21 protein-coding genes are annotated in these 21,478 nt (G+C 38.2%); 14 read left to right on the top strand and 7 right to left on the bottom strand.

The annotated features are described in order from the left end of the window. Positions 1-18: 18 nt before the first annotated feature. The gene (locus ACWM35_RS09555; RefSeq protein ID WP_454818164.1) at positions 19-1,821 is read left to right on the top strand and encodes an ABC transporter ATP-binding protein; all 1,803 of its coding nucleotides are present in this window, start codon (positions 19-21) and stop codon (positions 1,819-1,821) included. A 41-nt stretch (positions 1,822-1,862) separates the two neighbouring features. Here the strand turns inward: ACWM35_RS09555 and ACWM35_RS09550 are convergent, their stop codons facing one another. After that, entirely contained in the window at positions 1,863-2,573 is a 711-nt protein-coding gene (locus ACWM35_RS09550) for a gamma-glutamyl-gamma-aminobutyrate hydrolase family protein (RefSeq protein WP_454817693.1), read from the bottom strand. Between the two features lie 310 nt (positions 2,574-2,883). Here ACWM35_RS09550 and ACWM35_RS09545 point away from each other — a divergent pair, with 310 nt between their 5' ends. From ACWM35_RS09545 to ACWM35_RS09515, 7 genes are all read left to right on the top strand, one after another. Then, on the top strand, positions 2,884-3,321 hold the full coding sequence (locus ACWM35_RS09545; protein ID WP_454817691.1) for a universal stress protein: 438 nt from the start codon (positions 2,884-2,886) through the stop codon (positions 3,319-3,321). A 223-nt stretch (positions 3,322-3,544) separates the two neighbouring features. Next, the gene (locus ACWM35_RS09540) at positions 3,545-5,314 is read left to right on the top strand and encodes an acyltransferase family protein (protein WP_454817689.1); all 1,770 of its coding nucleotides are present in this window, start codon (positions 3,545-3,547) and stop codon (positions 5,312-5,314) included. Between the two features lie 157 nt (positions 5,315-5,471). After that, positions 5,472-6,083 (top strand): NAD(P)H:quinone oxidoreductase, encoded by a 612-nt coding sequence (wrbA, locus tag ACWM35_RS09535; RefSeq protein WP_454817687.1) that lies wholly within the window; start codon positions 5,472-5,474, stop codon positions 6,081-6,083. A gap of 125 nt (positions 6,084-6,208) precedes the next feature. Continuing rightward, a complete protein-coding gene (locus ACWM35_RS09530) occupies positions 6,209-6,790 on the top strand; it encodes a TetR/AcrR family transcriptional regulator (protein ID WP_454817685.1) in 582 nt (193 codons plus the stop codon). A 55-nt stretch (positions 6,791-6,845) separates the two neighbouring features. Beyond that, positions 6,846-7,280 (top strand): PaaI family thioesterase, encoded by a 435-nt coding sequence (locus tag ACWM35_RS09525; protein WP_454817683.1) that lies wholly within the window; start codon positions 6,846-6,848, stop codon positions 7,278-7,280. Between the two features lie 21 nt (positions 7,281-7,301). After that, positions 7,302-8,531: a beta-ketoacyl-ACP synthase II gene (gene fabF, locus ACWM35_RS09520; protein ID WP_454817681.1), complete on the top strand. Its 1,230-nt coding sequence runs from the start codon at positions 7,302-7,304 to the stop codon at positions 8,529-8,531. Between the two features lie 239 nt (positions 8,532-8,770). Continuing rightward, entirely contained in the window at positions 8,771-9,232 is a 462-nt protein-coding gene (locus ACWM35_RS09515) for a hypothetical protein (protein WP_454817679.1), read from the top strand. 44 nt (positions 9,233-9,276) lie between these two features. Here the strand turns inward: ACWM35_RS09515 and ACWM35_RS09510 are convergent, their stop codons facing one another. After that, the gene (locus tag ACWM35_RS09510) at positions 9,277-9,600 is read right to left on the bottom strand and encodes a hypothetical protein (protein WP_454817677.1); all 324 of its coding nucleotides are present in this window, start codon (positions 9,598-9,600) and stop codon (positions 9,277-9,279) included. A gap of 218 nt (positions 9,601-9,818) precedes the next feature. Further along, a complete protein-coding gene (locus ACWM35_RS09505; protein ID WP_454817675.1) occupies positions 9,819-10,436 on the bottom strand; it encodes a DUF47 domain-containing protein in 618 nt (205 codons plus the stop codon). A gap of 194 nt (positions 10,437-10,630) precedes the next feature. On the opposite strand from ACWM35_RS09505, the gene ACWM35_RS09500 reads away from it, so the two are divergent. The 4 genes from ACWM35_RS09500 (at position 10,631) to ACWM35_RS09485 (ending at position 16,095) form a co-directional block, all read left to right on the top strand. Beyond that, positions 10,631-13,006: a polyprenyl synthetase family protein gene (locus ACWM35_RS09500; protein ID WP_454817673.1), complete on the top strand. Its 2,376-nt coding sequence runs from the start codon at positions 10,631-10,633 to the stop codon at positions 13,004-13,006. 114 nt (positions 13,007-13,120) lie between these two features. Continuing rightward, positions 13,121-14,089 (top strand): ribose-phosphate diphosphokinase, encoded by a 969-nt coding sequence (locus ACWM35_RS09495; protein WP_454817670.1) that lies wholly within the window; start codon positions 13,121-13,123, stop codon positions 14,087-14,089. 590 nt (positions 14,090-14,679) lie between these two features. Continuing rightward, complete coding sequence (locus ACWM35_RS09490; protein WP_454817668.1) at positions 14,680-15,159, top strand: hypothetical protein; 480 nt, start codon at positions 14,680-14,682, stop codon at positions 15,157-15,159. A gap of 141 nt (positions 15,160-15,300) precedes the next feature. Next, on the top strand, positions 15,301-16,095 hold the full coding sequence (locus ACWM35_RS09485; RefSeq protein ID WP_454817666.1) for a VOC family protein: 795 nt from the start codon (positions 15,301-15,303) through the stop codon (positions 16,093-16,095). A gap of 111 nt (positions 16,096-16,206) precedes the next feature. Here ACWM35_RS09485 and ACWM35_RS09480 read toward each other — a convergent pair whose 3' ends face one another. The 3 genes from ACWM35_RS09480 to ACWM35_RS09470 all read right to left on the bottom strand — a co-directional run bounded on the left by ACWM35_RS09480 (position 16,207) and on the right by ACWM35_RS09470 (position 18,533). Next, positions 16,207-17,211, bottom strand: a complete 1,005-nt coding sequence (locus ACWM35_RS09480) for a hypothetical protein (protein WP_454817664.1) — start codon at positions 17,209-17,211, stop codon at positions 16,207-16,209. Further along, positions 17,198-17,545, bottom strand: a complete 348-nt coding sequence (locus ACWM35_RS09475; RefSeq protein ID WP_454817662.1) for a PadR family transcriptional regulator — start codon at positions 17,543-17,545, stop codon at positions 17,198-17,200. Before ACWM35_RS09475 ends, ACWM35_RS09480 begins: the two co-directional genes overlap by 14 nt. A 151-nt stretch (positions 17,546-17,696) precedes the next feature. Beyond that, positions 17,697-18,533 (bottom strand): RMD1 family protein, encoded by an 837-nt coding sequence (locus ACWM35_RS09470; RefSeq protein ID WP_454817660.1) that lies wholly within the window; start codon positions 18,531-18,533, stop codon positions 17,697-17,699. Between the two features lie 278 nt (positions 18,534-18,811). Between ACWM35_RS09470 and ACWM35_RS09465 the strand changes: the two genes are divergently transcribed. Next, positions 18,812-20,620, top strand: coding sequence for a PAS domain S-box protein (locus tag ACWM35_RS09465; protein ID WP_454817659.1), 1,809 nt, complete (start codon positions 18,812-18,814; stop codon positions 20,618-20,620). Between the two features lie 43 nt (positions 20,621-20,663). Here ACWM35_RS09465 and ACWM35_RS09460 read toward each other — a convergent pair whose 3' ends face one another. Further along, entirely contained in the window at positions 20,664-21,044 is a 381-nt protein-coding gene (locus tag ACWM35_RS09460) for a hypothetical protein (protein WP_454817657.1), read from the bottom strand. A gap of 160 nt (positions 21,045-21,204) precedes the next feature. On the opposite strand from ACWM35_RS09460, the gene ACWM35_RS09455 reads away from it, so the two are divergent. After that, positions 21,205-21,249, top strand: coding sequence for an erythromycin resistance leader peptide (locus tag ACWM35_RS09455; protein ID WP_142301762.1), 45 nt, complete (start codon positions 21,205-21,207; stop codon positions 21,247-21,249). Positions 21,250-21,478 lie beyond the last annotated feature (229 nt).

The raw sequence follows: 21,478 nt of genomic DNA, 5'->3' as shown, positions 1-21,478 counted from the left end.
CCATCCTCACCCAATATTATGAATCGTGCCCGTGGCCCACATGGGTTCAAAGGACCCGTTGAAAAAGCGAAGGATCGCAAAGGAACCCTGAAACGGATTTGGCAGTATATGGAGAAGCAAAAGCAGACATTGATTGCTTCGATTATTTTTGTCATCTTCACCACTTTGTTAAGTCTTGCCGGACCTTATTTAATCGGTATCATTGTCGATAAATATATCATTCCAAAAGATTTAGCTGGGACATTTCGACTTCTCGTGGTTCTAGCTTTAATTTATTCGGCTGTTGCCTTGTTTACCTGGCTTCAAACCTTCATGATGGTAAGAGTTTCACTGCAAACGATCCGCCATTTACGTCAGGATCTATTTGTAAAGTTCCACACCTTATCGTTAAAGTTTTTCGATAAGCGTTCTCACGGGGATTTGATGAGCCGGGTAACTAATGATTTAGACAGTTTAAATAGTGCGCTTAGTCAAAGTGTTGTTCAAATCATCTCCACAATATTAATGGCAACAGGTGTTACGATTGCGATGTTTTCACTCAATTGGATCCTCGCAATCGTCACATTACTGATTCTGCCATTAATGATGTTTACGACGAAGAAAATCATTAAATATAGCAGTAGTTATTTTATCAAACGACAACGGGATTTGGGAGAACTCAATGGCTTTGTCCAAGAAACGATTTCCGGAAATGAAGTTGTCACACTTTTTGGCAAAGAAGACAAGATGATTGAAAAATTCTCTGAAGTCAATGAAAGATTGCGCCATTCAGCGATGAGTGCCGATATTGCCTCTGGTTTTGTCGGCCCAACCAATAACTTTATTAATAATATCGGTTTAGGCTTAGTGATTGGGGTGGGGGCGGTGATGGCGGTTCATGGAATGACGACAGTTGGGGTCATTGCTGCCTTTGTAACTTATTCTCGACAATTTTTCCGTCCGATCAACCAGCTTTCAAGCCTCATTAATATTTTTCAGTCAGCGATCGCAGGTGCGGAGCGAGTATTTGAAGTCATGGACGAAACCCCTGATATCGTCGATCGAAATGATTGCCTAACGGTTGATTCTTTTAAAGGAGAAGTGAAATTTTCAAAAGTTGACTTCAGCTATGAAAGTAAAAAGCCGATTTTGAAAAACATTGATTTTCAAGCAAGGGCTGGAGAAAAAATTGCCTTAGTCGGTCCTACCGGATCAGGGAAAACAACGATTATCAATTTATTAATGAGGTTTTATGATATGAGCGCTGGTGAAATTACCATCGATGGCCGGAATATTACCGATTATAAAATCCAAAATTTACGAAAAAAAATCGGCATTGTTCTCCAAGATACTTTCTTGTTTTCCGAGACAATTATGGAAAATATTCGTTATGGCCGTCTTGAAGCAAGCGATGAAGAAGTGATTCAGGCGGCAAAAATGGCCTCCGCTCATCATTTTATCAAGCATTTGCCAAGTGGCTATCGAACGAAGCTAGCATCGGGCGGTTCGAATTTAAGTCAGGGACAGCGCCAACTGATCGCGATTGCGCGGGCGATTCTTGCGGATACCGATATTCTCATTCTCGATGAAGCCACTTCGAGTATCGATACAAGAACAGAAGTGGAAATTCAACGTGGAATCAACCATCTAACGAAAGGACGTACCAGCTTTGTCATCGCTCACCGTCTAAAAACCATCGAAAGTGCGGATAAAATACTCGTGATTCAAAACGGACAAATTATTGAAATGGGGACACATGAAGAACTTCTGCAAAACAAAGGATTTTACCATCGTATGTATGTAAGTCAATTTGTACTAAATAACCGCCAGCTTCAGTCATGAAAAATAAATCCCGCTAATCAATAAGATTGGCGGGATACTTATTAATCATTCAGGGTCACAATTGAAGCATGAACAAATGATTCAAAAATCTTCTTTGAAACTTCATCAATCGTTGTTAAGAATTCAGGATGCCATTGAACGCCAACGACATATTTATGCTGCTGGCTTTCGATTGCCTCGACCACTCCATCACTTGAAATAGCACTAATGATAAAACCCGGCGCAGGATCTTTTACCGCTTGATGGTGGAAACTATTTACCTTAAAATTGTCTGTTCCCGTAATGGAGTGCAATAGTGAGTCCTTCTTTATTTGGACAAAATGGGATAAATGAGTCCGCGTGGCTCGTTGCGAGTGCTGCAAGAGATTACTTTTTTGATTGTAAATATCTTGATACATATTTCCACCCGCCGCCACATTCAGCATTTGAATACCTCGGCATATCGCCAAGATGGGAAGGTCTAACTTTAGTGACCTTATTATCAGGGCTGATTCCAGTGCATCTCTTTCTGGCATAATTTCCCCTAAGCCTGGAATCGGCTCCTCTCCAAAAAGAGTTGGATCAATATCCACGCCGCCACTTAATAGTAGCCCATCCATTTTTGAAATTACTTCATCCAAGGTGGTGGAATCCTGTGTATATGGAAGTATATACGGGATTCCTCCGGCCAAAAGGATGGAATTCGCCACATCCTGGTCGAGAGTCACCTTGCCTTGAATCAGTGGAGCCGTTACGCCGATTATTGGTTTCATTGGAGTTCATTCCTTCCCGATAAATCATTTTATTAATAATATAATAGCTTATTAGATGTTTAATGAACTAGATGAAAGTTTTTATTTCACCAAAGTCATCCAGCCTTTACCCAAAAGGCGATTTTAGATGATGGAAAGGTCATCAAACTGAAGGACATGATCGCCTTTACTGAATACACCTGCAATCAATGGTGATGCATCCTTAAACGGAATCTATAACAAAGTTGTCATAATCTCAAGGCTCTCACGATAAGCACCAGGCGTATAATGATAGTAGAAAGATATTCGTTTTATAGAGAGGATGACAATCATGTTAACAGATTATTCTAGAATCGTAGTAGCGTATGATGATTCGGAATTAAGTAAAAAGGCCTTAAAGATGGCAATGAATTTGGCAAAACAAGATGAAGTCATTCAATTATACGTCGTCATGGTCATGCAGCCAGAAAAACCTATCCTTTACGCATATGGTTATGCCATCCCTGGTAACCGAGAAGCACAAGATGAACAATTCAAAAAGATTCGCGATGAAGTGGAGCAAGAATTAGCCAAAATCCCCAATAAAACAAGATCCTTTATTTTGGATGGGGACCCAGGTCATATCATCATTGATTTCGTCAAGCAAAATGATGGAGATCTTATCGTCATGGGAAGCAGAGGATTAAGCGGTTTGAAGGAGCTGTTCCTGGGAAGCGTCAGCCACTATGTAGTCCAAAAAGCATCATGCCCTGTGTTTATAGTGAAATAGTATATTCCATTTCAAATGATGAACCTGATTCCATTAGGAATTGGGTTCTTTTATTTTGAAAAAACTCTAATTGTCGAGATATGTCAAAAAAGAAATTAAGATTTTTGTCAAACTTATAAACTATATTCATTATAATAATGATTAAAAGCAATAAATCCTACACCAAAAAACAGAGGGGAGGAGATCCATTTGGTTAGTCCCAAGTAGAGATAAACGTAGATACATGCTGGGAATGGATGGGCTCCGGGCGATTGCCGTCATCGGTGTCATGCTTTACCATCTGAATTTCCCGTGGATACCTGGGGGTTTTTTAGGTGTAACGGTTTTCTTTGTATTATCAGGCTACTTGATCACGGACATCCTTATTGACGAATGGAATCAAAAGAATAAAATACTTTTTATTCCTTTTATGATACGTCGTTTTCGCCGATTAGCTCCTGCATTGATTGTGATGATCTTCTTTATCACCGCATGGGTGACATTCACCAATCATTCGACATTGGATAAAATCAAGGCAGATCTTTTGCCGTCACTTCTATATTTTTCTAATTGGTGGTACATTTTCCATGATTATTCTTACTTTAGTACATTTGGAGCACCTTCACCGCTAACTCATATATGGTCGCTAGCGATTGAAGAACAATTTTATCTTACTTGGCCAGTGCTGGTGATCCTTGTTTTTACCCTTTTCAAAAAGAATCGTTTTCGTGTCTTAGCTATTCTGTTAGGAGTCATCCTCTCTGCTGGTTTAATGGCGTTTCTCTACATACCTGGAACAGATCCATCTCGTGTTTACTATGGGACGGATACAAGAGCATACTCACTCCTTCTAGGGGCAGCCCTTGCCTTTGTTTGGCCAAGTCAAAGGTTATCGAGATCTTTACCAAAGCAAGCTAGTATTGTCTTAGAAACGGTTGGGGCCTCGGGGTTATTGCTCATGGTGGTGATGTTCTTTCTTACATCACAATATAGTTCGTTCCTCTATCGTGGAGGTATGTTCATTCTATCGATTCTGACTATGGTAACAGTTGCAGCCATTGCGCATCCAGCAAGCATCCTAGGAAAAGCGTTAAGCTTCAAACCTCTTCGCTGGATTGGTGTGCGTTCCTACGGGATTTATTTATGGCATTATCCAATCATTATTCTAACCACTCCGATCGTAAATACTGACGGAATCAATATCTGGAGGGTCACGATCCAAATCATAGCAACACTAATCTTGTCAGCTATATCCTATCGATTTGTCGAGGTTCCGATTCGGACAGGAAAGTTCATCACCTTATTGAAAGGTCTCCCATTATTTTATAGGAGAATTGTCTTAGGAAGCAGCGCAGCGATGATCGTATTTAGTATCGTCGTCATGGTGTCTTTTGTAACCAAAGCACCTTCCACAACCATCTCTGCTGTCGCTCCAGTAGCTGCCGAACCTATCAATGAAATCGAACTGTTGAAAAAAGCATCTCTCGAAGCAGGAGAACAAAAAGGGACAGAGGACCAAGAAAAAACAGCCAAACCTCCCCCTGCACCAGAACCAGTCTCTGTTACGATCATCGGTGATTCGATTATTCATGATGTTATTCCTTTTTTAAAAAACTTCTATCCCGACATGATCAGTGATTATCGTGTTGGGCGGCAAATGTCTGAAGTTCCTGAAGTCATCCAACATTTAAAGGGAAATAATCAACTAGGGGAAAAGATCATCTTACAAATCGGCACGAATGGACCTTTTCCTAAAAACGAGTTGATCAGTGTGATTGAAGGATTAGAGGGGAAGAAAGTATTTTTAGTCAATTGCCGTGTTCCGAGGCCATGGGAAAGTACGGTGAACCAAACCTTAAAAGAGGTGGTGGATACTCTCCCCAATACCGTCCTTATTGATTGGTATAGTGCCAGTGCTGGTCATGCAGAATACTTTGTAGGGGACGGCGTCCACCTAACGAAGCTTGGCGGGGAAACCTATGCCAACCTTTTAGAAAAAAGTTTAGAAAAATAATTCATCAAATTAGCTGCCATTTTGGCAGCTAATTTTTTTGAATCGAAAATTATTAATCTCCTTGAATATAGAACAACAATGAAAGAAACAATAGAACTTGTATTAAAATGTAGAGTTTTAAATAATCTGGAAAATAAACAAAAAGGAGCAAGTAAAAATGACAAATGTAAAATTAGCCGTTATCTATTACAGCATGGGCGGAACCAACTATCAACTTTCGAAATGGGCGGAAGAAGGAGCAAAAGAAGTAGGGGCAGAAGTAAAAGTATTAAAAGTACCTGAGCTCGCTCCACAATCAGCCATCGAAGGAAATCCAGTTTGGAAAGCCCATGTTGAAGCAACCAAGGATGTACCTGAGGTTACATTGAGTGACTTAGAATGGGCAGATGCGATAATTTTCAGCGTGCCTACTCGGTTTGGTAATATGCCATCTCAAATGAAACAATTCTTAGATACGACAGGCGGTCTTTGGTTCAATGGGAAATTAGTAAATAAAGTAGTAAGTGCGATGACTTCAGCTCAGAACTCTCATGGTGGTCAGGAGGCAACAATATTGTCCCTTTATACCACCATGCATCATTGGGGAGCCCTCGTTGCCTCACCTGGATATACAGACCCTGTAACATTTGGTGCAGGAGGTAACCCATACGGAACAAGTGTAACTGTAGGTCAAGATGGAAAAATGATTGAAGATGTTCAAGCAGCCGTTAAACATCAAGCAAAACGTACTGTCACCGTTGCTGAGTGGGTAAAAAAAGCCAATCAATAATATTCAAAAGAACTAATCCACGCGGTTAGTTCTTTTTTTGAAAAATGAAGATTGTTGACAAAACTATAGCTAATGACATATAAATAAAAGAGACCGATTGTTCCTTTTTAACTAGGAGGCTTACGATGAATAAAGGAGAACGCACCAAAAAGCACATTATTGAGCGATCATCAACCCTATTCAATACTTTCGGTTATAAATCCACCTCGATTTCGGAAATCATGACCGCCACCGGATTAAAAAAGGGAGGTATTTATAATCATTTTGAAAGTAAGGAAGATTTGGCAAAGGCTTCATTTTCTCATTTAGTTGAGACATTGAAAGAGAATTATTTGAATGCCATTAAAGCCCAAAAAACAGCAAAAGAGCAATTCCAGGCCTTTACTTCTATTTTTTTGACCTTGTATAATGATGAAATTATCAATGGGGGCTGTCCCTTAATGAATGCAGCCATTGAAGCAGACGATGCCAATATTGTCATTGAGGACTCCGTAAGGGAAGGGTTTTCAGGATTAATAAGCTTGATTAAAGCGATGATTGAATTTGGAAAAAATCAAAAGGAAATTGACAACCAAGTCGATGCAGAGCAAATGTCTGTGTTTATTTTATCTTCCATGGAAGGCGCATTGGTTTTTAGCCGATTATACAAAGATAAAAGATATTTAGATATGATACTGGAGCAAATAAACTCAATACTTTTTCGATAATTTTTTTATACAAAAAAGGACCGATTGGTCTTATGTTGAAGTTGAGGAGAGGAAAATGAAGATGGAGAAAGAGATTATCTTAAATGACAAAAAGAATATTCCCATTCCACCAGTGGCGAAGCTCATTGGGTTTCAATTAATCGAGATAAAAAGCGGTGAAGCGGTATTTGAATTAGAAACGCGCGAGGATCATTTCAATCCTATGGGAACTGTTCATGGAGGAATTCTTTGCGATTTGGCAGATGCTGCCATGGGTGTTGCTTTCGCATCATTATTGGACGAAGGAGAAACTTTTACAACCGTAGAGTTAAAAATCAATTATTTGAAACCAGTGTGGAAAACGACCTTAAAAGCCCATGCCCATGTTGTTAAAAAGGGGAATACGATCGGGCTTATTGATTGCTCCATCTATGATGTGAATGAATCATTGGTTGCGAAAGCTAGCTCAACCTGCATGACATTAAAAGGTGAAAAAGCGATTAATCGCTAAACTTTTTAGGAGGATTTTGCTGTGTATAGAAGAGTAGTCGTAACAGGATATGGTGCGGTAACACCTTTAGGAAATGACGTCGAAACATTTTGGAATAATATTAAGCTAGGAAAATCCGGGATTAGGAAAGTTGAATTTGAGGGTTATGATGATATTCCAACGAAAATTGGGGGATGTATCGAGGATTTTAACCCATCGGAATATTTTGATCAAAAAGAACTAGGGAAATATGATTTATTTATCCAATATGCTTATGCTGCGGCTAACCAAGCATTGAAGCAAGCAAATTTTGATATGAACGGCATGGATCCTCATCGATTTGGCGTTTATATCGGCTCAGGAATTGGCGGACTGGATACGGTTTTAACCAATCATAAAACTTTTTTAGAGAAAGGTTCCAAAAGAGTATCTCCCTTTATGGTACCAATGATGATCAGCAATATGGCAGCTGGTATCGTGGCGATTAAGACAGGATTTAAAGGATCTAGTTTTTCTCCAACTTCGGCTTGTGCCACCGGGAATCACGCAATAGGAGAAGCCTTCCTGCAAATTCGCCATGGCTATTTGGATGGAATTCTCGCAGGTGGGACGGAGGCACCCATCAACCCTTTGGCCTATGCAGGATTTTCAAAAATGAAAGCCATGTCCACTTCCAATAACGAACCCGAGAAAGCCAGCCGACCATTTGATTCTCAACGAGATGGGTTTGTGATGTCCGAGGGATCTGGTATCTTATTCCTTGAGGAATATGAACATGCCATTAAAAGAGGTGCAAATATTTTAGGAGAGATCATCGGCTATGGTTCTACAACCGATGCCTATCACATAACCTCTCCTGATTTTCACGGGGCAGAAAGAGCGATGAAACTTGCGCTTGAGATGGCAAAGATTCAGCCTGAAGCTGTTGACTACATTAATGCTCATGGCACGAGTACTCCAGAAGGAGACAAATCTGAGACGAAAGCCATTAAAAGTGTTTTTCATGATCATGCCTATCAATTAAAAGTAAGTTCCACTAAATCCATGACGGGTCATCTTTTTGGTGCTGCTGGAGGAGTAGAGGCAATTATCACCCTGAAAAGTATATTAGAGGACATCATTCCTCCAACGATTAACTTTGAACAGCCTGATCAAGAGTGTGATCTCGATTATGTTCCAAACGAAGCGATTGAGAGGAAGGTAGAGGTGGCGATGTCCAACGGATTTGGCTTTGGAGGACATAACGCCGTGTTACTATTTAAGAAATTTTAGATGAGAACCCCCAAAAAAGATAAGTCTCTTATAGGACTTATCTTTTTTTGACTTGGACTAAATTACCAATAGAAAAAAATGGTATTTCATCATATACTTACTAAAGTACCAATACATAAGTACTACTTCATTTTTACTAGTCAACAAGGAGAGAGCAACAATGAAAATCCAAGAAAATATCCCCATTTTTTGACCATCGTAATTAAGTGGAATATTCTAGTATTGAAGGAACGATCATCATGAAAAATAAATTAATCGTATGGGAGCTGCGCTTCCGTAGTGTTATCATTCACTTAATTACCTATGGTTATCTTGATTTTACTATAGAACTAGCAGAACAAGAGTCAAATTTTGTGTTACCAAAAGTCATTACCATTCCTAGCATCATTTGTTTGACTCTATTGACAGCACCTGTCTATAAAAGATTTATGGAATCGTCGGGAAGAGATATGTATACCGATGATGAATCCGGAGAAGAGAATCTGTTACTAAAAGAACTAATCACTTACATAACGGCCATTATTGGCTATTACAATTTTCAATTTTTTATTGCCTTTTACTTTTATCCAAAGTTCTTTGACTGGGTTTTGTTTCATGTCCCATTACATATTCCATTCTTTATCACTAACTTATTTTTGGTCATATTATTTTATCGAAGGCTATATTTCTCGGATTTCGTCCAAAAAAATTGCTCCACGTAATAGAATTGTCGTCACTAATCGGAAGAAGCTTCCGATTAGTTTATTTATTTTTCCTTCTTTTCCACTTTTACAATTCCCTTGCCAATGTTTCCTTTTTCAAAATAACAAATAACCTCATCGTCGACTTGGATTGTGGTTTCGCTAGTAGAGATGGTTTTTGCCGAAAAAATAATTTCTTTTCCTTCTTCATTCACTCCGTGGTACTGATTGTTTTCAATTTTTGTAATCCTATATTCATGCGTTATGAATTCTGATGAATCATCGGTTTTGCTGAGATTGTTAACTGGCTCAGAAAAATGAGACTTAAAGAAAAGCAAACCTACTAAAAATGATGAGAGTAAAACAAGGATGATCACTCTTTTGAACATGATACACAACCTCCTTTTTGTATTTTAGAAGATTAAGCCTAAAAGTAAATGCGTCGATACTCCCTTAGGAAATAATGCCTACCACTATAAAAATAACTCTATGTTTTACCCTAAATGTCTTCGGCTAATTATATTTATTCGTGTTAATTTTATGCTTAACAAAATAGTAAAAAAAGGTAGAAGATTCTTTCTACCTTTTGATAAGTCCTTTTCTCCTGTCAGGCATTCTTCATTATGATTGTTTCAAAAGTATTCGCCACAGCTTTACAGCAATCAGCTACTTCTTCCAATCCTTCATAGACTTGTTTATATTTAATGATCCGAATAGGATCTGTTTCAACCGCAAATAATTGTTTGATGGATTCACGAAGAATGTGGTCACAATCAGATTCAATTTCCTTAATTTTCATCGCATGCTCTCTCATATTGAGCAGCTTCTTGGTTGAAAGCAGTTCAATTGCGATAACAATTTCGTCTGCACAATTTTTAATGGCAGCCACAAATTGCCGCATATAATCATCCGTTTCTACCATGGAATACATATCAAATAGTTCAGCCGTATGGTATAAACCGTCCAAAATATCATCCATACTAATTACAAGTGCTAAAATATCTTCTCGTTCAATCGGAGTGATGAATACATTATTGAGTTCGACAATCAGATCATGTACCAGGTTATCTCCATGTAATTCATATTCCTTCAACTGCCCTGAAAATACTTTAAGATCACTAATATTATTCATTTTATAATCAGCAAAGTAGTTGGCACTTTCTTTTAAATTCAAGGAAATACGGTTCAAATCATTTAAGATATTGTTTTTCTTTTTTGCCATCATTCCATTACCCCCACACGGTCCAATTACTTTATTAAATGCGATGCTTGGACCATCCGAAACGGCGAACAACAAATTTTTTCAGATTAAACCGCAAAAAAGTGGATTGAACGAAGGTGATTTTCTTTCTGCTTGCTCACTATGGCAAATCTAGTAATATAGTAAGTGAAGTGCAAATATGCTAATTGAGGTACGATATGGATAGTAAGAATACTGAGTTATATGTAAATACGGATACTTGTTACCGGAAGGCTGAGCAGAGAGCTGCCGATTATTTCAAAATACTGGAACAACAAGTCTTAGAAAAGAGTTTTGTTCCATCCTTAATAAAGGATATACAATCATGGAAACAAAACCATATCCAGCACCCACTCTTGTCCCTTTTTAGCAAGAGTGAGCCTGATTCCAAAAACTATAACAGTTATATTCGCTGGTTAGATTCCGCCGGCAAACTGGATGATTATTTGGACCGAAGTGTATCCTATTTGTTCATGCGAGATTTAGGTAAAGCACTGGACGAGCCTGATACACAGAATAGAATCCGAACCGTCATCGAAAGTTTAAAAGGACAGCTTACTCGATCAAACTCGTCGGATCATCTGTTTGACTTCAGCATGGACCGCATTTATCGATGGGCCCAGAAAGAAGGCATTGAAACGACGATCATTTGGCTGTTCGAAAAACTAAAGACGGTTTCTTCCCATCTTCCCGAAGGAATGGATGCTGAGCAAGCGAAGCGGAAGTTGATCAAAATCATTGCTGGTGTCCTCATGAACGTGATCGAGGAAATGGATGAAAACCTATCACCTGATGGCCGAAGCCAAAAGCTGGATGAAGCGATCAGACTAGGCTATTCCTACGGCCTAACTTATCCCTTTATTGATGATATTCTCGATGCTAACGTTCTATCCGACAATGAGAAAAAGCATCATTCTGATATGATTCGAAATACACTGATGACCGGAACTGTACCGGAATTAGGGGAGTGGGCTCAAAATAACCTGGACTTGATTCAGTACATTCATTCAGAACTTCGAGAGGCCTTTGAGTACATAAAGGGCCATCAGCTGCCAGAGACGATGCAAGCATTTATGGAGCAATCCTATGTGTTTTTTCAATCTCAGGAGGTCGATCGTATCAAGGAACTTTCTAATCCAAGTTACACCAATGAGGAGCTTTATATCCCAATCATCTTAAAATCTTCCTCTTCTCGATTGATTGTCCGTTCGGTCATTGGTGCAACTGAGGATAAGGGCTTCGACCACCGAACCTTCTATTATGGAATTTATAATCAGTTGGCGGATGATTTTGCAGATATGTTTGCGGATAGCGAGGATGGCGCCGTTACCCCTTATACCTATTATTTGAAATATCATCACCAGCGAAAGGATCTCATTAACCCATTTGAATTATATTGGACGGTTATTTCTCACCTGATCCATCATGTATATCACTCCGATCCAAAAACACGTGAGGTCATCCTCGACCGGGTTATTAATGGTCTTAAGCGTTTCAAGAAACGAGCAGGTTTAGACCAATACCGTAAAGTAATGGATTTGTTTGCTTCAGGAATCCCTGCACTTGACCGTGTTGTTCAACAAATGGTAAAAAAAGCGGATGATGTAGATTTCTTTGATAAACTCCTTCGCGACCATATGATCGCTACCTTTAAAAAGGATCGTATGGAGCAGGAGGAATTTTTGGAGACGATAAAATCTGTCCGAAATCAGATTAACAATATTTTAGACATTCCGAAAAAGCAAAATGATCATCTGTTAGCGCAACCTATCATTGATGCGGCTAATTACAGCCTGCAGATTGGCGGGAAACGGTTGCGTCCCATCATTACTTGGGTAATGGCCGTTTATGAATATCGATTAAATCAGGAGGCGATCGTGCCACTGCTGAGATCATTGGAATATATGCACACTGCCTCACTGATCTTTGATGATCTCCCATCCCAGGATAATGCCTCGATTCGAAGAGGACAACCGACTTTACATCGCGTCTATAACAGTGCGGTGGCGGAATTAACGGGATTGTTTCTGACACAGAAGGCAATTGAGGAACAAGCATCACTAGATGGTTTTGATGCAAAAACAGTCCTCCGTTTAATTCAATATTCAGCGAAAGTGACCGAGGTAATGTGTCAGGGGCAGGCGATGGATTTGAATTCCAAAGGCAAGCCATTGACTCTGGAACAATTAAATTCAATGTGCTTTTATAAAACCGGAATTGCCTTCGAAGCTGCTCTGGTCATGCCTGCCATCCTCGCTCATGAAAAGGAGTCTGAAATCGAAGCTTTGAAAAAATTTGCCCATCATGCCGGGGTTGCCTTTCAGATTAAGGATGATTTGTTAGATGTAGAAGGAGAACAAAGTATATTGGGGAAAGAAATTGGCAAAGATTCGACCAACAACAATACAACCTTTGTTTCCATCCTTGGAGTTGATAATGCTAGTAAAAGAATGTGGGAACATTACTGTTTAGCCATCGAAACCCTGCAACAGTTGCCAACAAAGACTACCTTTTTAAAACAATTGATGAACTATATCGTCCATCGCGACCGGTGACAGGCACGATCTAGATTTTGTCGATTTCGTATATTTCCTACCACTGTATGATTTAATATAGTAAAATATAAGAGTAATTAGATTTGAACACGCTACTAGCTGCTGAAATCCAAAATGTGTGGAGGCTTTAAGGTGAGTTATCATTTAAAAAATCGATTTAAAATGTTTTCTTTGAATTCCAATCAAAAGTTAGCAACAGAAATGGCCGAACTTTTGGGTTGTGAGTTAGGTAAATGTACGGTCACGCAATTTAGTGATGGAGAAATTCAAATTCGAATTGATGAAAGTGTTCGCGGTAGTGAGGTCTATGTTGTTCAATCCACCTCATACCCGGTTAATGATAATATTTTAGAGCTTCTCATTATGATTGATGCCTTAAAGAGAGCATCCGCCAGTGTCATTAATGTTGTCATTCCTTACTATGGTTACGGGCGGCAAGACCGAAAGGCACGTTCAAGGGAACCAATTACTGCGAAACTCGTAGCTAATCTTTTAGAAGCAGCAGGTGCAAGCAGAGTTCTGACGATGGACCTGCATACTCCGCAGCTTCAAGGGTTCTTTGATATCCCGGTTGACCATCTCATCGGGGTTCCAATCCTTACCCAGTATTTTGCTGATAAAGGATTAGAGGATATGGTGATTGTTGCGCCTCATAACGGAAGTATTGGGAGAGCAAGAAAAATGGCTAGCATTTTACATGCTCCAATCGCCCTAATTGATAAAAGAAACCTGGAAGACAATAAGGAAGAAACGATTAATGTGATTGGGAATGTTGAAGGGAAAAATGTAATTATTATCGATGATTTAATTGATACTGCAACAACCCTTACATCTGCAGCAAAGGCTTTAGCCGAAAACGGCGCAAAATCCATTTATGCCGGCTGCACTCATCCAGTGTTCACCGGACAATCAATCGAAAAAATTGAAGCATCACCGATTCAAGAATTGGTGATAACGAACACGATTGAGCTGCCGAAAGAAAAAATGTTACCCAAAATCACGTCATTATCTGTTGCGCCATTGCTCGCAGAGGCGATTGACCGTATTCATAATGAAAAAGCGGTTAGTCCGTTGTTCGAATAGAAGAGAGTCTGTTTTTTGAGTCTGAACTCCTTATCAATCTTAAGGTTTCAGACTCTTCTTGTTTTCATAATGACTGCTGACCATAATGGGGAGAGGTTTCGGGAAATATGATCGTTTTATAACGACCGTTTAACTCGTGAAACAGAAGGTTTTGGCATTATGAACGCCTCATAATGACCGTTTAATTCATGAAAGAGATGATTCGGGCATTATGAACGCCTTATAATGACCGTTTAACTCGTGAAAGAGATGATTCGGGCATTATGAACACCTTATAATGACCGTTTAACTCGTGAAAGAGATGATTCGGGCATTAATGAACACCTTATAATGACTGTTTAATTCGTGAAAGAGCAGAATCGGGCATTATGAACACCTCATAATGACCGTTTAATTCTTGAAAGAGCAGAATCGGACATTATGAACGCTTCATTATGACTGCATTCTAAATGGAAGAGCCGTTTCGTTACATTAGTCAAAAAAACATAATAACTTGCTTATGTAATACGATTGAAACTTATACATATATTTTTAAAAAGACTTTCAGTGATTTCCAAAGAGGGATCTTCATTCATAAGGAGGGTCTGAACATGAAATTTACGATTCAGTATATCCCGCTAGAGAAAATCAAGCCTGATCTAACTGTCAAAATAACCGAGCGTATCAAGAAACTTCAACGTCTAATGTGGGATTGTATGTTTGTTTTGGTGGTCAAACCAAACCGAAAAGATGATCATTACGTTATTGTCAGTGGGCAGGATCGTTTTGAATCGCTGAAAAAACATACAAAAAACATTTATGCTCCGTGTATTATCGATAGAAGCAGTTCCTCCAAAATATCATCATGGTTTTATCGTTTTCGCAGAAAACAACCACTGGATGACTTTCCATTAATGCCCACTAGTTGGACTATCGTTCGCTCTTTTCTAAAACAAGAACCCCGTTTTAAAAAACTCTCCCGAACCCAACAAATTCGAGTCCTTATCATCGCAGTCCGCTACAAAAAAACAGTAATACATTCAATGAAAACAACGGTAAATGAGATACTAAGCATTGAAAAAAATAGTTGATAGCATACAAAAGCAGCAGTAGTGCCTCAACAAAAGACACTACTGCTTATTTTATTTCTATTAATATAGAAGGATACTTGTTATTATCATAATAATACAAAAAAAACGCATGGATACAAACCACTTAGAAAGGAGTTCGCAATGAGATTATCTTTTGATCACTTAGTTTGTTTTTCTAAGCAACCAGAAGCTGCCATTCCTCTACTTCATCAAGCGGGAATACACGCAGTTCCTGGCGGGCGACACAAAAATTGGGGCACCTATAATACACTTGCTTATTTCGGTTTAAGCTATATCGAGTTTTTAGGAATTGAAGATCTAGCCATTGCAAAAGAACACGAGGACAATCGGCTAGTCGTACAAATTGTGGAGCAATTAGCCAGGGAAGGTCGGGAAGGTCCAGCGACCATTGCCATTCGCACAGACAATATTGAGAAGTTAGCCAATAAGCTAAAGGGAGAAGGGCTGACCATTTATGGTCCATTACCCGGAAACCGAGTCCGAACCGACGGTGTAGAAATTCGTTGGTCATTGCTATTCGTTGAAAACCCATCTGATGAGTTAAGACTGCCATTTTTTATTCAATGGGAAAAATCAGATGAGGAACGTTCTGTACAATTATTGGATCAGTCCTCATTAAATCCTACATTTGAAACTGTGGGATTTGTGATGCAAAATTTAGAACAAGCGGTAGAATCATGGAGCAAACTCTTTAATCTTAAAACGGGAGAGGAATACATCGATTCAAATTTAAATGCTCGGTGCCAAACACTCGAATTATCTGGAACAAAGCTGGTATTTTGTTCACCAATTGGGACTGGACCAGCTGAAAAGGTACTGAAAAATAGGGGAGAAGGTCTATTTTTAGTCAACCTGACCAAAACGAAGCAAAATAAATTTTTTGAAATGATGAATGGGTACTGGAGATTACAGTAACTGTATAAACAATTAAAGTAAATGGCTTTGAAGGATTTGCTTAAAGTAGAGTAATTATCCAGATTCATCTTCCGAGAACTCAAAAAGAGCTCTCGGAAGATAGAAAATGAATTAGCGAATTCTAGATTTGCGCCAGCCGTCAAAGATGGAGATGACTGTGGATACAATGAAGATTGTGATGATTCCCGAAATAAACCATACTTTAAAGTCCTCAGCGCTGATCGAAAATAAATCACCCATGTACGTTGTGAATGGAGGCAGCAGCAGGTTGGGATTCATAAAAATGACAATAAATACGATGGTGCCCACTAGCTCTACCACGGTATTGAAAATGGCCATTTTTTTCGTCCAGCGCCATTTAAATGTTTTATAGAGTGCCAACACGATTTCTAACCCGATGACAACAACAACGATTGGCCAATAATGGTTTAAAACTTCTTGATTTAGCGCAGGAGTTATGAAGACAAGTCCTTCTCCGTTTCCATTTCCTTCGTAAACCCCCAAAAGATGATTGGCATAAAAATAAACCGATGCCCAAATCGCCGTCCACATTAAGCTTCCAAACACTTCAAACTTTGAGATTGAATTTTGCTTTGATATATCGGGAATGTTTTTCAAGTCATCAGGGGTCCATTTTTCAAAGAAAATAGTTAGTGGTTTATCATCATTTTTTTGATCGGTTCTCTCAATGATGGCGAAAACGACTGTTAGCCAGAAAAAGACTTGGATACCTACACTAATTATATTCCAGATTCCTTCACCAATAATAGTAAGAACCACATTCAATACCGCTTCCTCACCAGAATAACTAAAGAAATTATCCGCAATCATCGAGATCAATGAAATGACAACCGCAATGGGGAGGATCATTTTTAATAACGTTACATACACATCAAAATAACGGGGACCAATGAGGTGCATTGGTTCATCTCGATAACTGCTGGCTAAAATCGCTGGATTTCCTAGTTTTTCTAATACAGATTTCACATCCGCCTCCGTATAGTCATCCGGCAGCATATCCTCAATCGTTGACCGCAACTCAAGTCCAATATCCTCACGACTTTTTTCAGGTATCCTCCTTGTTACTTCTTGAATATAAATCTCAATCAGTTTCATCTTCATCCTCTCCTTTTAATAATTCAAATAGTTGTTTTGAATTTTTTATCCATTCTTTTTTTAACTGCAAAAAGATTTCTACACCGAATTCACTCAAAACATAATACTTACGGGGCCTGCTCTCAGATGTATCCCAATGACTCATGACTAACTCCTGTTTTTCTAATCTTCTCAACAATGGATATAAGGTGCTTTGATCGATTACGATTCCCGATTCTTCCAATAGCTGGACCAGTGAATAGCCATATTGTGGTGTTCGTAATTGACTTAAAACAGCTAATGTCAATGTTCCTCGTCTAAGCTCTGTCAGTAATGAATTAAGTAAATTACTCATTTTGCACCTCCATTCTTACCATACTATACGTTCTATACTATGTATCATACACTATTATTGATACCACAACAATTGAAAATTTAAATTATTTTTCAATGACAACCATAAAAAAATAAGAACTGCTTATTGCAGTTCTTATACGAGTTAGGGATTAAGGAATCCAGCCAATGATTTGTAAAATGGTTAAGATAATCTCAAACACAATTAGTGAGACGATAATCCATTCCACAAAAAGCCCCCGAATCGAATGGCTGATGGTTGAAAAACCATCCATAATATTATATAAAATTTCTGTTTTGCTTTTGAGAATTTTATAACGATCATTTAGTTCAAAAAATTCCATCATTCGATCATAAAATTCTCCAGCACAACTGCTTGTCCAGGTAATATCCGGTTTATCGAGAATCATGATATAAGCAAGCGTGTTATATTCGTGCCGAACGATTGTTGCCGTCGTTCTTGCCAGCTCTTTGTTGCCAATCCGTAATTTTCCTTTTTCCAGCCGATCAATCATATGTTCCAGCTTATCATGAATTTTCCCAAGTTGCTCTTCGGTTTTCTCGAGGGCTACAGATTTTGCCAGAACGGTCGAAATTAATTCAGGATAGAATGGCTCGTAATTGGGAACAACAACGTATTCATCGGTCAATTCGATGTTTTCTGTTTCTTTGACATGAAGGCTGTAATCATCGCTATAACGATTCACATTTTTTAAATCAATATCAGACTCGAAGGTTTGAAGGTATTGAAAAATGTCGTTCATGTATTCTACTTGTGAGTGATTAATGAAAACTACGCTGCCAAAAGAAAAAACGAGAACCATTTGCGACTCGTCGACCTTTTTCTTGAGAATGGATGTTAAGATTTTACCTTTGAGTATTAACGGCTCTTCCCAAGTGAACTTCTTCGGGATCCCACAGTGAACGGCAATTTTGTTTAAATCAATTTCATTTGCGAGGGCATATGCTTTAAAAGTAATAGCGTCCATTTTCTTCACTCTTTCAGAATTGTGTCATATTATTAATCTAATTTATTTTAGCTTTTTCAATATCATGCATTTTTTTCAGTGTGAATTTGAAAATATTCACAATTAGATTTAAAATATAAATGGGATAATAGATATATAGCTTTTTTACTATTTAAGCAAACTTTTTTTTGATAGATAGGTAACCAATCCTGAATTTAGCATTCTATTTAACAACTGAAAGGAACTAATCGAGAGATATGAATAGTTCAACCACTAAAATAAAAAGAGATAAAAGAATTTTGTTAGAGAATTATATCAACGAAAGCATGAGGCAATACGACTTTTTGTTTGCCAGTGATGCGGATGCTATTTATGTGATGGATTTAGACGGTTACATGATTGCTTTAAATCCAGCTTGTGAGAGAATATTCGGTTATTCACCTGAACAACTAGCTAAATTTACTTATATGAAACTCCTAACTTTAGAGCATTTAGATAGGGGGCTTTCCTTCTTCTATAAAGCTCTTGAAGGGAAGTTACAGAATTTCGATTGTCAAGTCTTCCATAAGTACGGTGAATTGATCGATTTAAATATCACCAACTATCCCATCGTAGTGAAGGATGAAATTGTTGGTGTTTATGGAGTAGCTAAAGATATAACAGAAATAAAACAAAATCGAAGAAATATGCAGGAGAAAGAGTCCTATTATCAACTTCTCACCGAAAATTCATTAGATATTTTAACCCGTTCTACTATCGAGGGGAAATTCCTATTTGTTTCTTCCTATTGTGAGGAACTCCTTGGCTATACTTCAGATGAGTTAATTGAAAATGATATAAATGATATCATCCATGCCGAAGATCTTGATCGTGTAATGGAGACGAGAAAAATTGTGATCAACGGCGAGGGGAACGGACGTGTTTCTTTCCGTATTAAGCATCGGTTTGGCTATTATATTTGGTTCGAAACGCTATGCAGACCGATTTTCGATGAGAACAACGAGGTCTCTGAGATTATCAGCGTTTTTCGAGATATTTCGGAGAGAAAAAAAGCAGAAGTCGAGATTGAGAACCGTGAAAAAACTTACAGAGATATTGTGGAACACTCACCAGATGCGGTTGTTATCGCCAAACACGATCAAATTGTCTTTTCAAATCAAACCGCTATAAATCTATTAGGTGCGAACAATAAGGATGATCTCATCGGGAAAAATATCTTTGAGTTTGTTCACCCTGATTATATTGATATCGTTAAACAGCATGCGAAAGTGTCAGAAGGTGGTAACAAAGCAGACTTTATCGAGGAAAAGCTTATTGGCTTTGATGGAAAAACAATCGAAGTCGAAGTAACCACGATTCCTGCCATCTATGAGAACGAACCAGCCAGACACATCATCATCAGAGATGTAACGGAGAAAAAGCGAACACAGCAACTGCTTCTTCATTCTGAAAAACTTTCGGTGGCAGGGCAGCTTGCAGCAGGAATCGCTCATGAAATAAGGAATCCACTGACTGCAATCAAAGGCTTTCTTCAATTAATCGAAAAAAATGAGAACGATCCCAGCTACATGAACATCATTAAAACTGAAATGAATCGAATTGAAGATATTTTAAGTGAATTATTATTACTATCGAAGCCACAGAATATGAAATTTAGAAAGGAAAACCTTAAAAAGATTCTAAATCATATTAAAACACTTATCGATACCCAAGCGATTATGAATAATATTGAAATTGAAATCGATTATTTATCAGAAATTCCTGAGATTATTTGTGATGAAAATCAATTAAAACAGGTTTTTATCAATTTATTAAAAAACGCCCTCGAAGCAATGCTGGATTTCGGAAAAATTAGAATTGAAGTGGAGGGCAGGGAAGAGGAAAAAATTATTATTCGGATTATTGACCAGGGCTGTGGAATACCCAAAGCCAATTTGGAACGGCTCGGCCAGCCTTTTTTTACTACGAAGGAGAATGGGACGGGATTAGGGCTGATGATTAGTATGCAAATTATAGAAAATCATCAAGGCACGATTTCTTTTTCAAGTAATCAAAGTGGAACGACCATTGAAATGAGCTTACCAGTTGCGCACGCGAAGACTTTATAAATAGAATCAGGAACCTTTCTATGAAGGGTTCCTGATTTTATAATTAATACTCTGGATAACTCTCTAATTCTTTAATTTTAAGAATCCAATCCTTAAAACTGTCGTATTCATCTGCTTGAAAACCAAAATATTTCTTAATTAAGCGGATCGATTCTCGTTCATGATCATGATAGACTCCATCAGAAAAGACGAGGCGAAGGAGTTCTGTTAAGACAATATTCTTTGAGCGTTCACTCTTAAATACCATGATCATTTCTTCCATTGTTAGTCCACAAATGTGGTAATTTTCAATTCCCATTTCTTTTTTATATTCTGCCAGAAGTGAATTTTCAAAAATTGAGTTATTTCCATCAATCTTGGCTATCAACGCTGCTAGCTCAAGAAATGCTTCTTTCTCCTCTTGTTGGAGCTCTGCTAAAAACATTATTTTTATCTCCTTTTAGCCATTTAATGATATTTTATGAATAATCCTACCTAATTAAAAATTATAAACAAAATGAATAGGTAAATAAAGCTTGACTTTCTTTACAACAGTCATTACCATAAATCTTGTAATATAAATAATGCAGGAGGATTATTAAAAAATGACACACGCAATGAGACTTCGATTCCCAACTTTGAACCAGTAATTGAATACGTTCAAAGGCTCTGTTTGTGTTTGCAGAGTAAACGGGATAAGTCTGTCCTTTTTTAATAATCTTCATTTTTCATAGAATATATGTTATGTGAAGAAAGGCAGATGGTTCTGCCTTTCTTTATTAATTTGTTAATTTACCTTCACCTATTAAGTGATATGAAGGTTTATTTAGTGACGGCTCCTAATCGCCCCCTAATAAAAAGGTCCGGGTCTATTTCCCT

It is taken from the genome of Neobacillus sp. K501, assembly GCF_053749995.1.
Note: the sequence above shows the minus strand (reverse complement) of the source record. Positions and strands in the feature narration are given on the sequence as shown.

Bases quoted from the DNA above. Each gene is read 5' to 3' on its own strand.
- ACWM35_RS09555 (WP_454818164.1), top strand. From the start codon at position 19: ATGAATCGTGCCCGTGGCCCACATGGGTTCAAAGGACCCGTTGAAAAA.
- ACWM35_RS09550 (WP_454817693.1), bottom strand. From the start codon at position 2,573: ATGAAACCAATAATCGGCGTAACGGCTCCACTGATTCAAGGCAAGGTG.
- ACWM35_RS09545 (WP_454817691.1), top strand. From the start codon at position 2,884: ATGTTAACAGATTATTCTAGAATCGTAGTAGCGTATGATGATTCGGAA.
- ACWM35_RS09540 (WP_454817689.1), top strand. From the start codon at position 3,545: ATGCTGGGAATGGATGGGCTCCGGGCGATTGCCGTCATCGGTGTCATG.
- wrbA (WP_454817687.1), top strand. From the start codon at position 5,472: ATGACAAATGTAAAATTAGCCGTTATCTATTACAGCATGGGCGGAACC.
- ACWM35_RS09530 (WP_454817685.1), top strand. From the start codon at position 6,209: ATGAATAAAGGAGAACGCACCAAAAAGCACATTATTGAGCGATCATCA.
- ACWM35_RS09525 (WP_454817683.1), top strand. From the start codon at position 6,846: ATGAAGATGGAGAAAGAGATTATCTTAAATGACAAAAAGAATATTCCC.
- ACWM35_RS09515 (WP_454817679.1), top strand. From the start codon at position 8,771: ATGAAAAATAAATTAATCGTATGGGAGCTGCGCTTCCGTAGTGTTATC.
- ACWM35_RS09510 (WP_454817677.1), bottom strand. From the start codon at position 9,600: ATGTTCAAAAGAGTGATCATCCTTGTTTTACTCTCATCATTTTTAGTA.
- ACWM35_RS09505 (WP_454817675.1), bottom strand. From the start codon at position 10,436: ATGATGGCAAAAAAGAAAAACAATATCTTAAATGATTTGAACCGTATT.
- ACWM35_RS09500 (WP_454817673.1), top strand. From the start codon at position 10,631: ATGGATAGTAAGAATACTGAGTTATATGTAAATACGGATACTTGTTAC.
- ACWM35_RS09495 (WP_454817670.1), top strand. From the start codon at position 13,121: ATGTGTGGAGGCTTTAAGGTGAGTTATCATTTAAAAAATCGATTTAAA.
- ACWM35_RS09490 (WP_454817668.1), top strand. From the start codon at position 14,680: ATGAAATTTACGATTCAGTATATCCCGCTAGAGAAAATCAAGCCTGAT.
- ACWM35_RS09485 (WP_454817666.1), top strand. From the start codon at position 15,301: ATGAGATTATCTTTTGATCACTTAGTTTGTTTTTCTAAGCAACCAGAA.
- ACWM35_RS09480 (WP_454817664.1), bottom strand. From the start codon at position 17,211: ATGAAACTGATTGAGATTTATATTCAAGAAGTAACAAGGAGGATACCT.
- ACWM35_RS09475 (WP_454817662.1), bottom strand. From the start codon at position 17,545: ATGAGTAATTTACTTAATTCATTACTGACAGAGCTTAGACGAGGAACA.
- ACWM35_RS09470 (WP_454817660.1), bottom strand. From the start codon at position 18,533: ATGGACGCTATTACTTTTAAAGCATATGCCCTCGCAAATGAAATTGAT.
- ACWM35_RS09460 (WP_454817657.1), bottom strand. From the start codon at position 21,044: ATGTTTTTAGCAGAGCTCCAACAAGAGGAGAAAGAAGCATTTCTTGAG.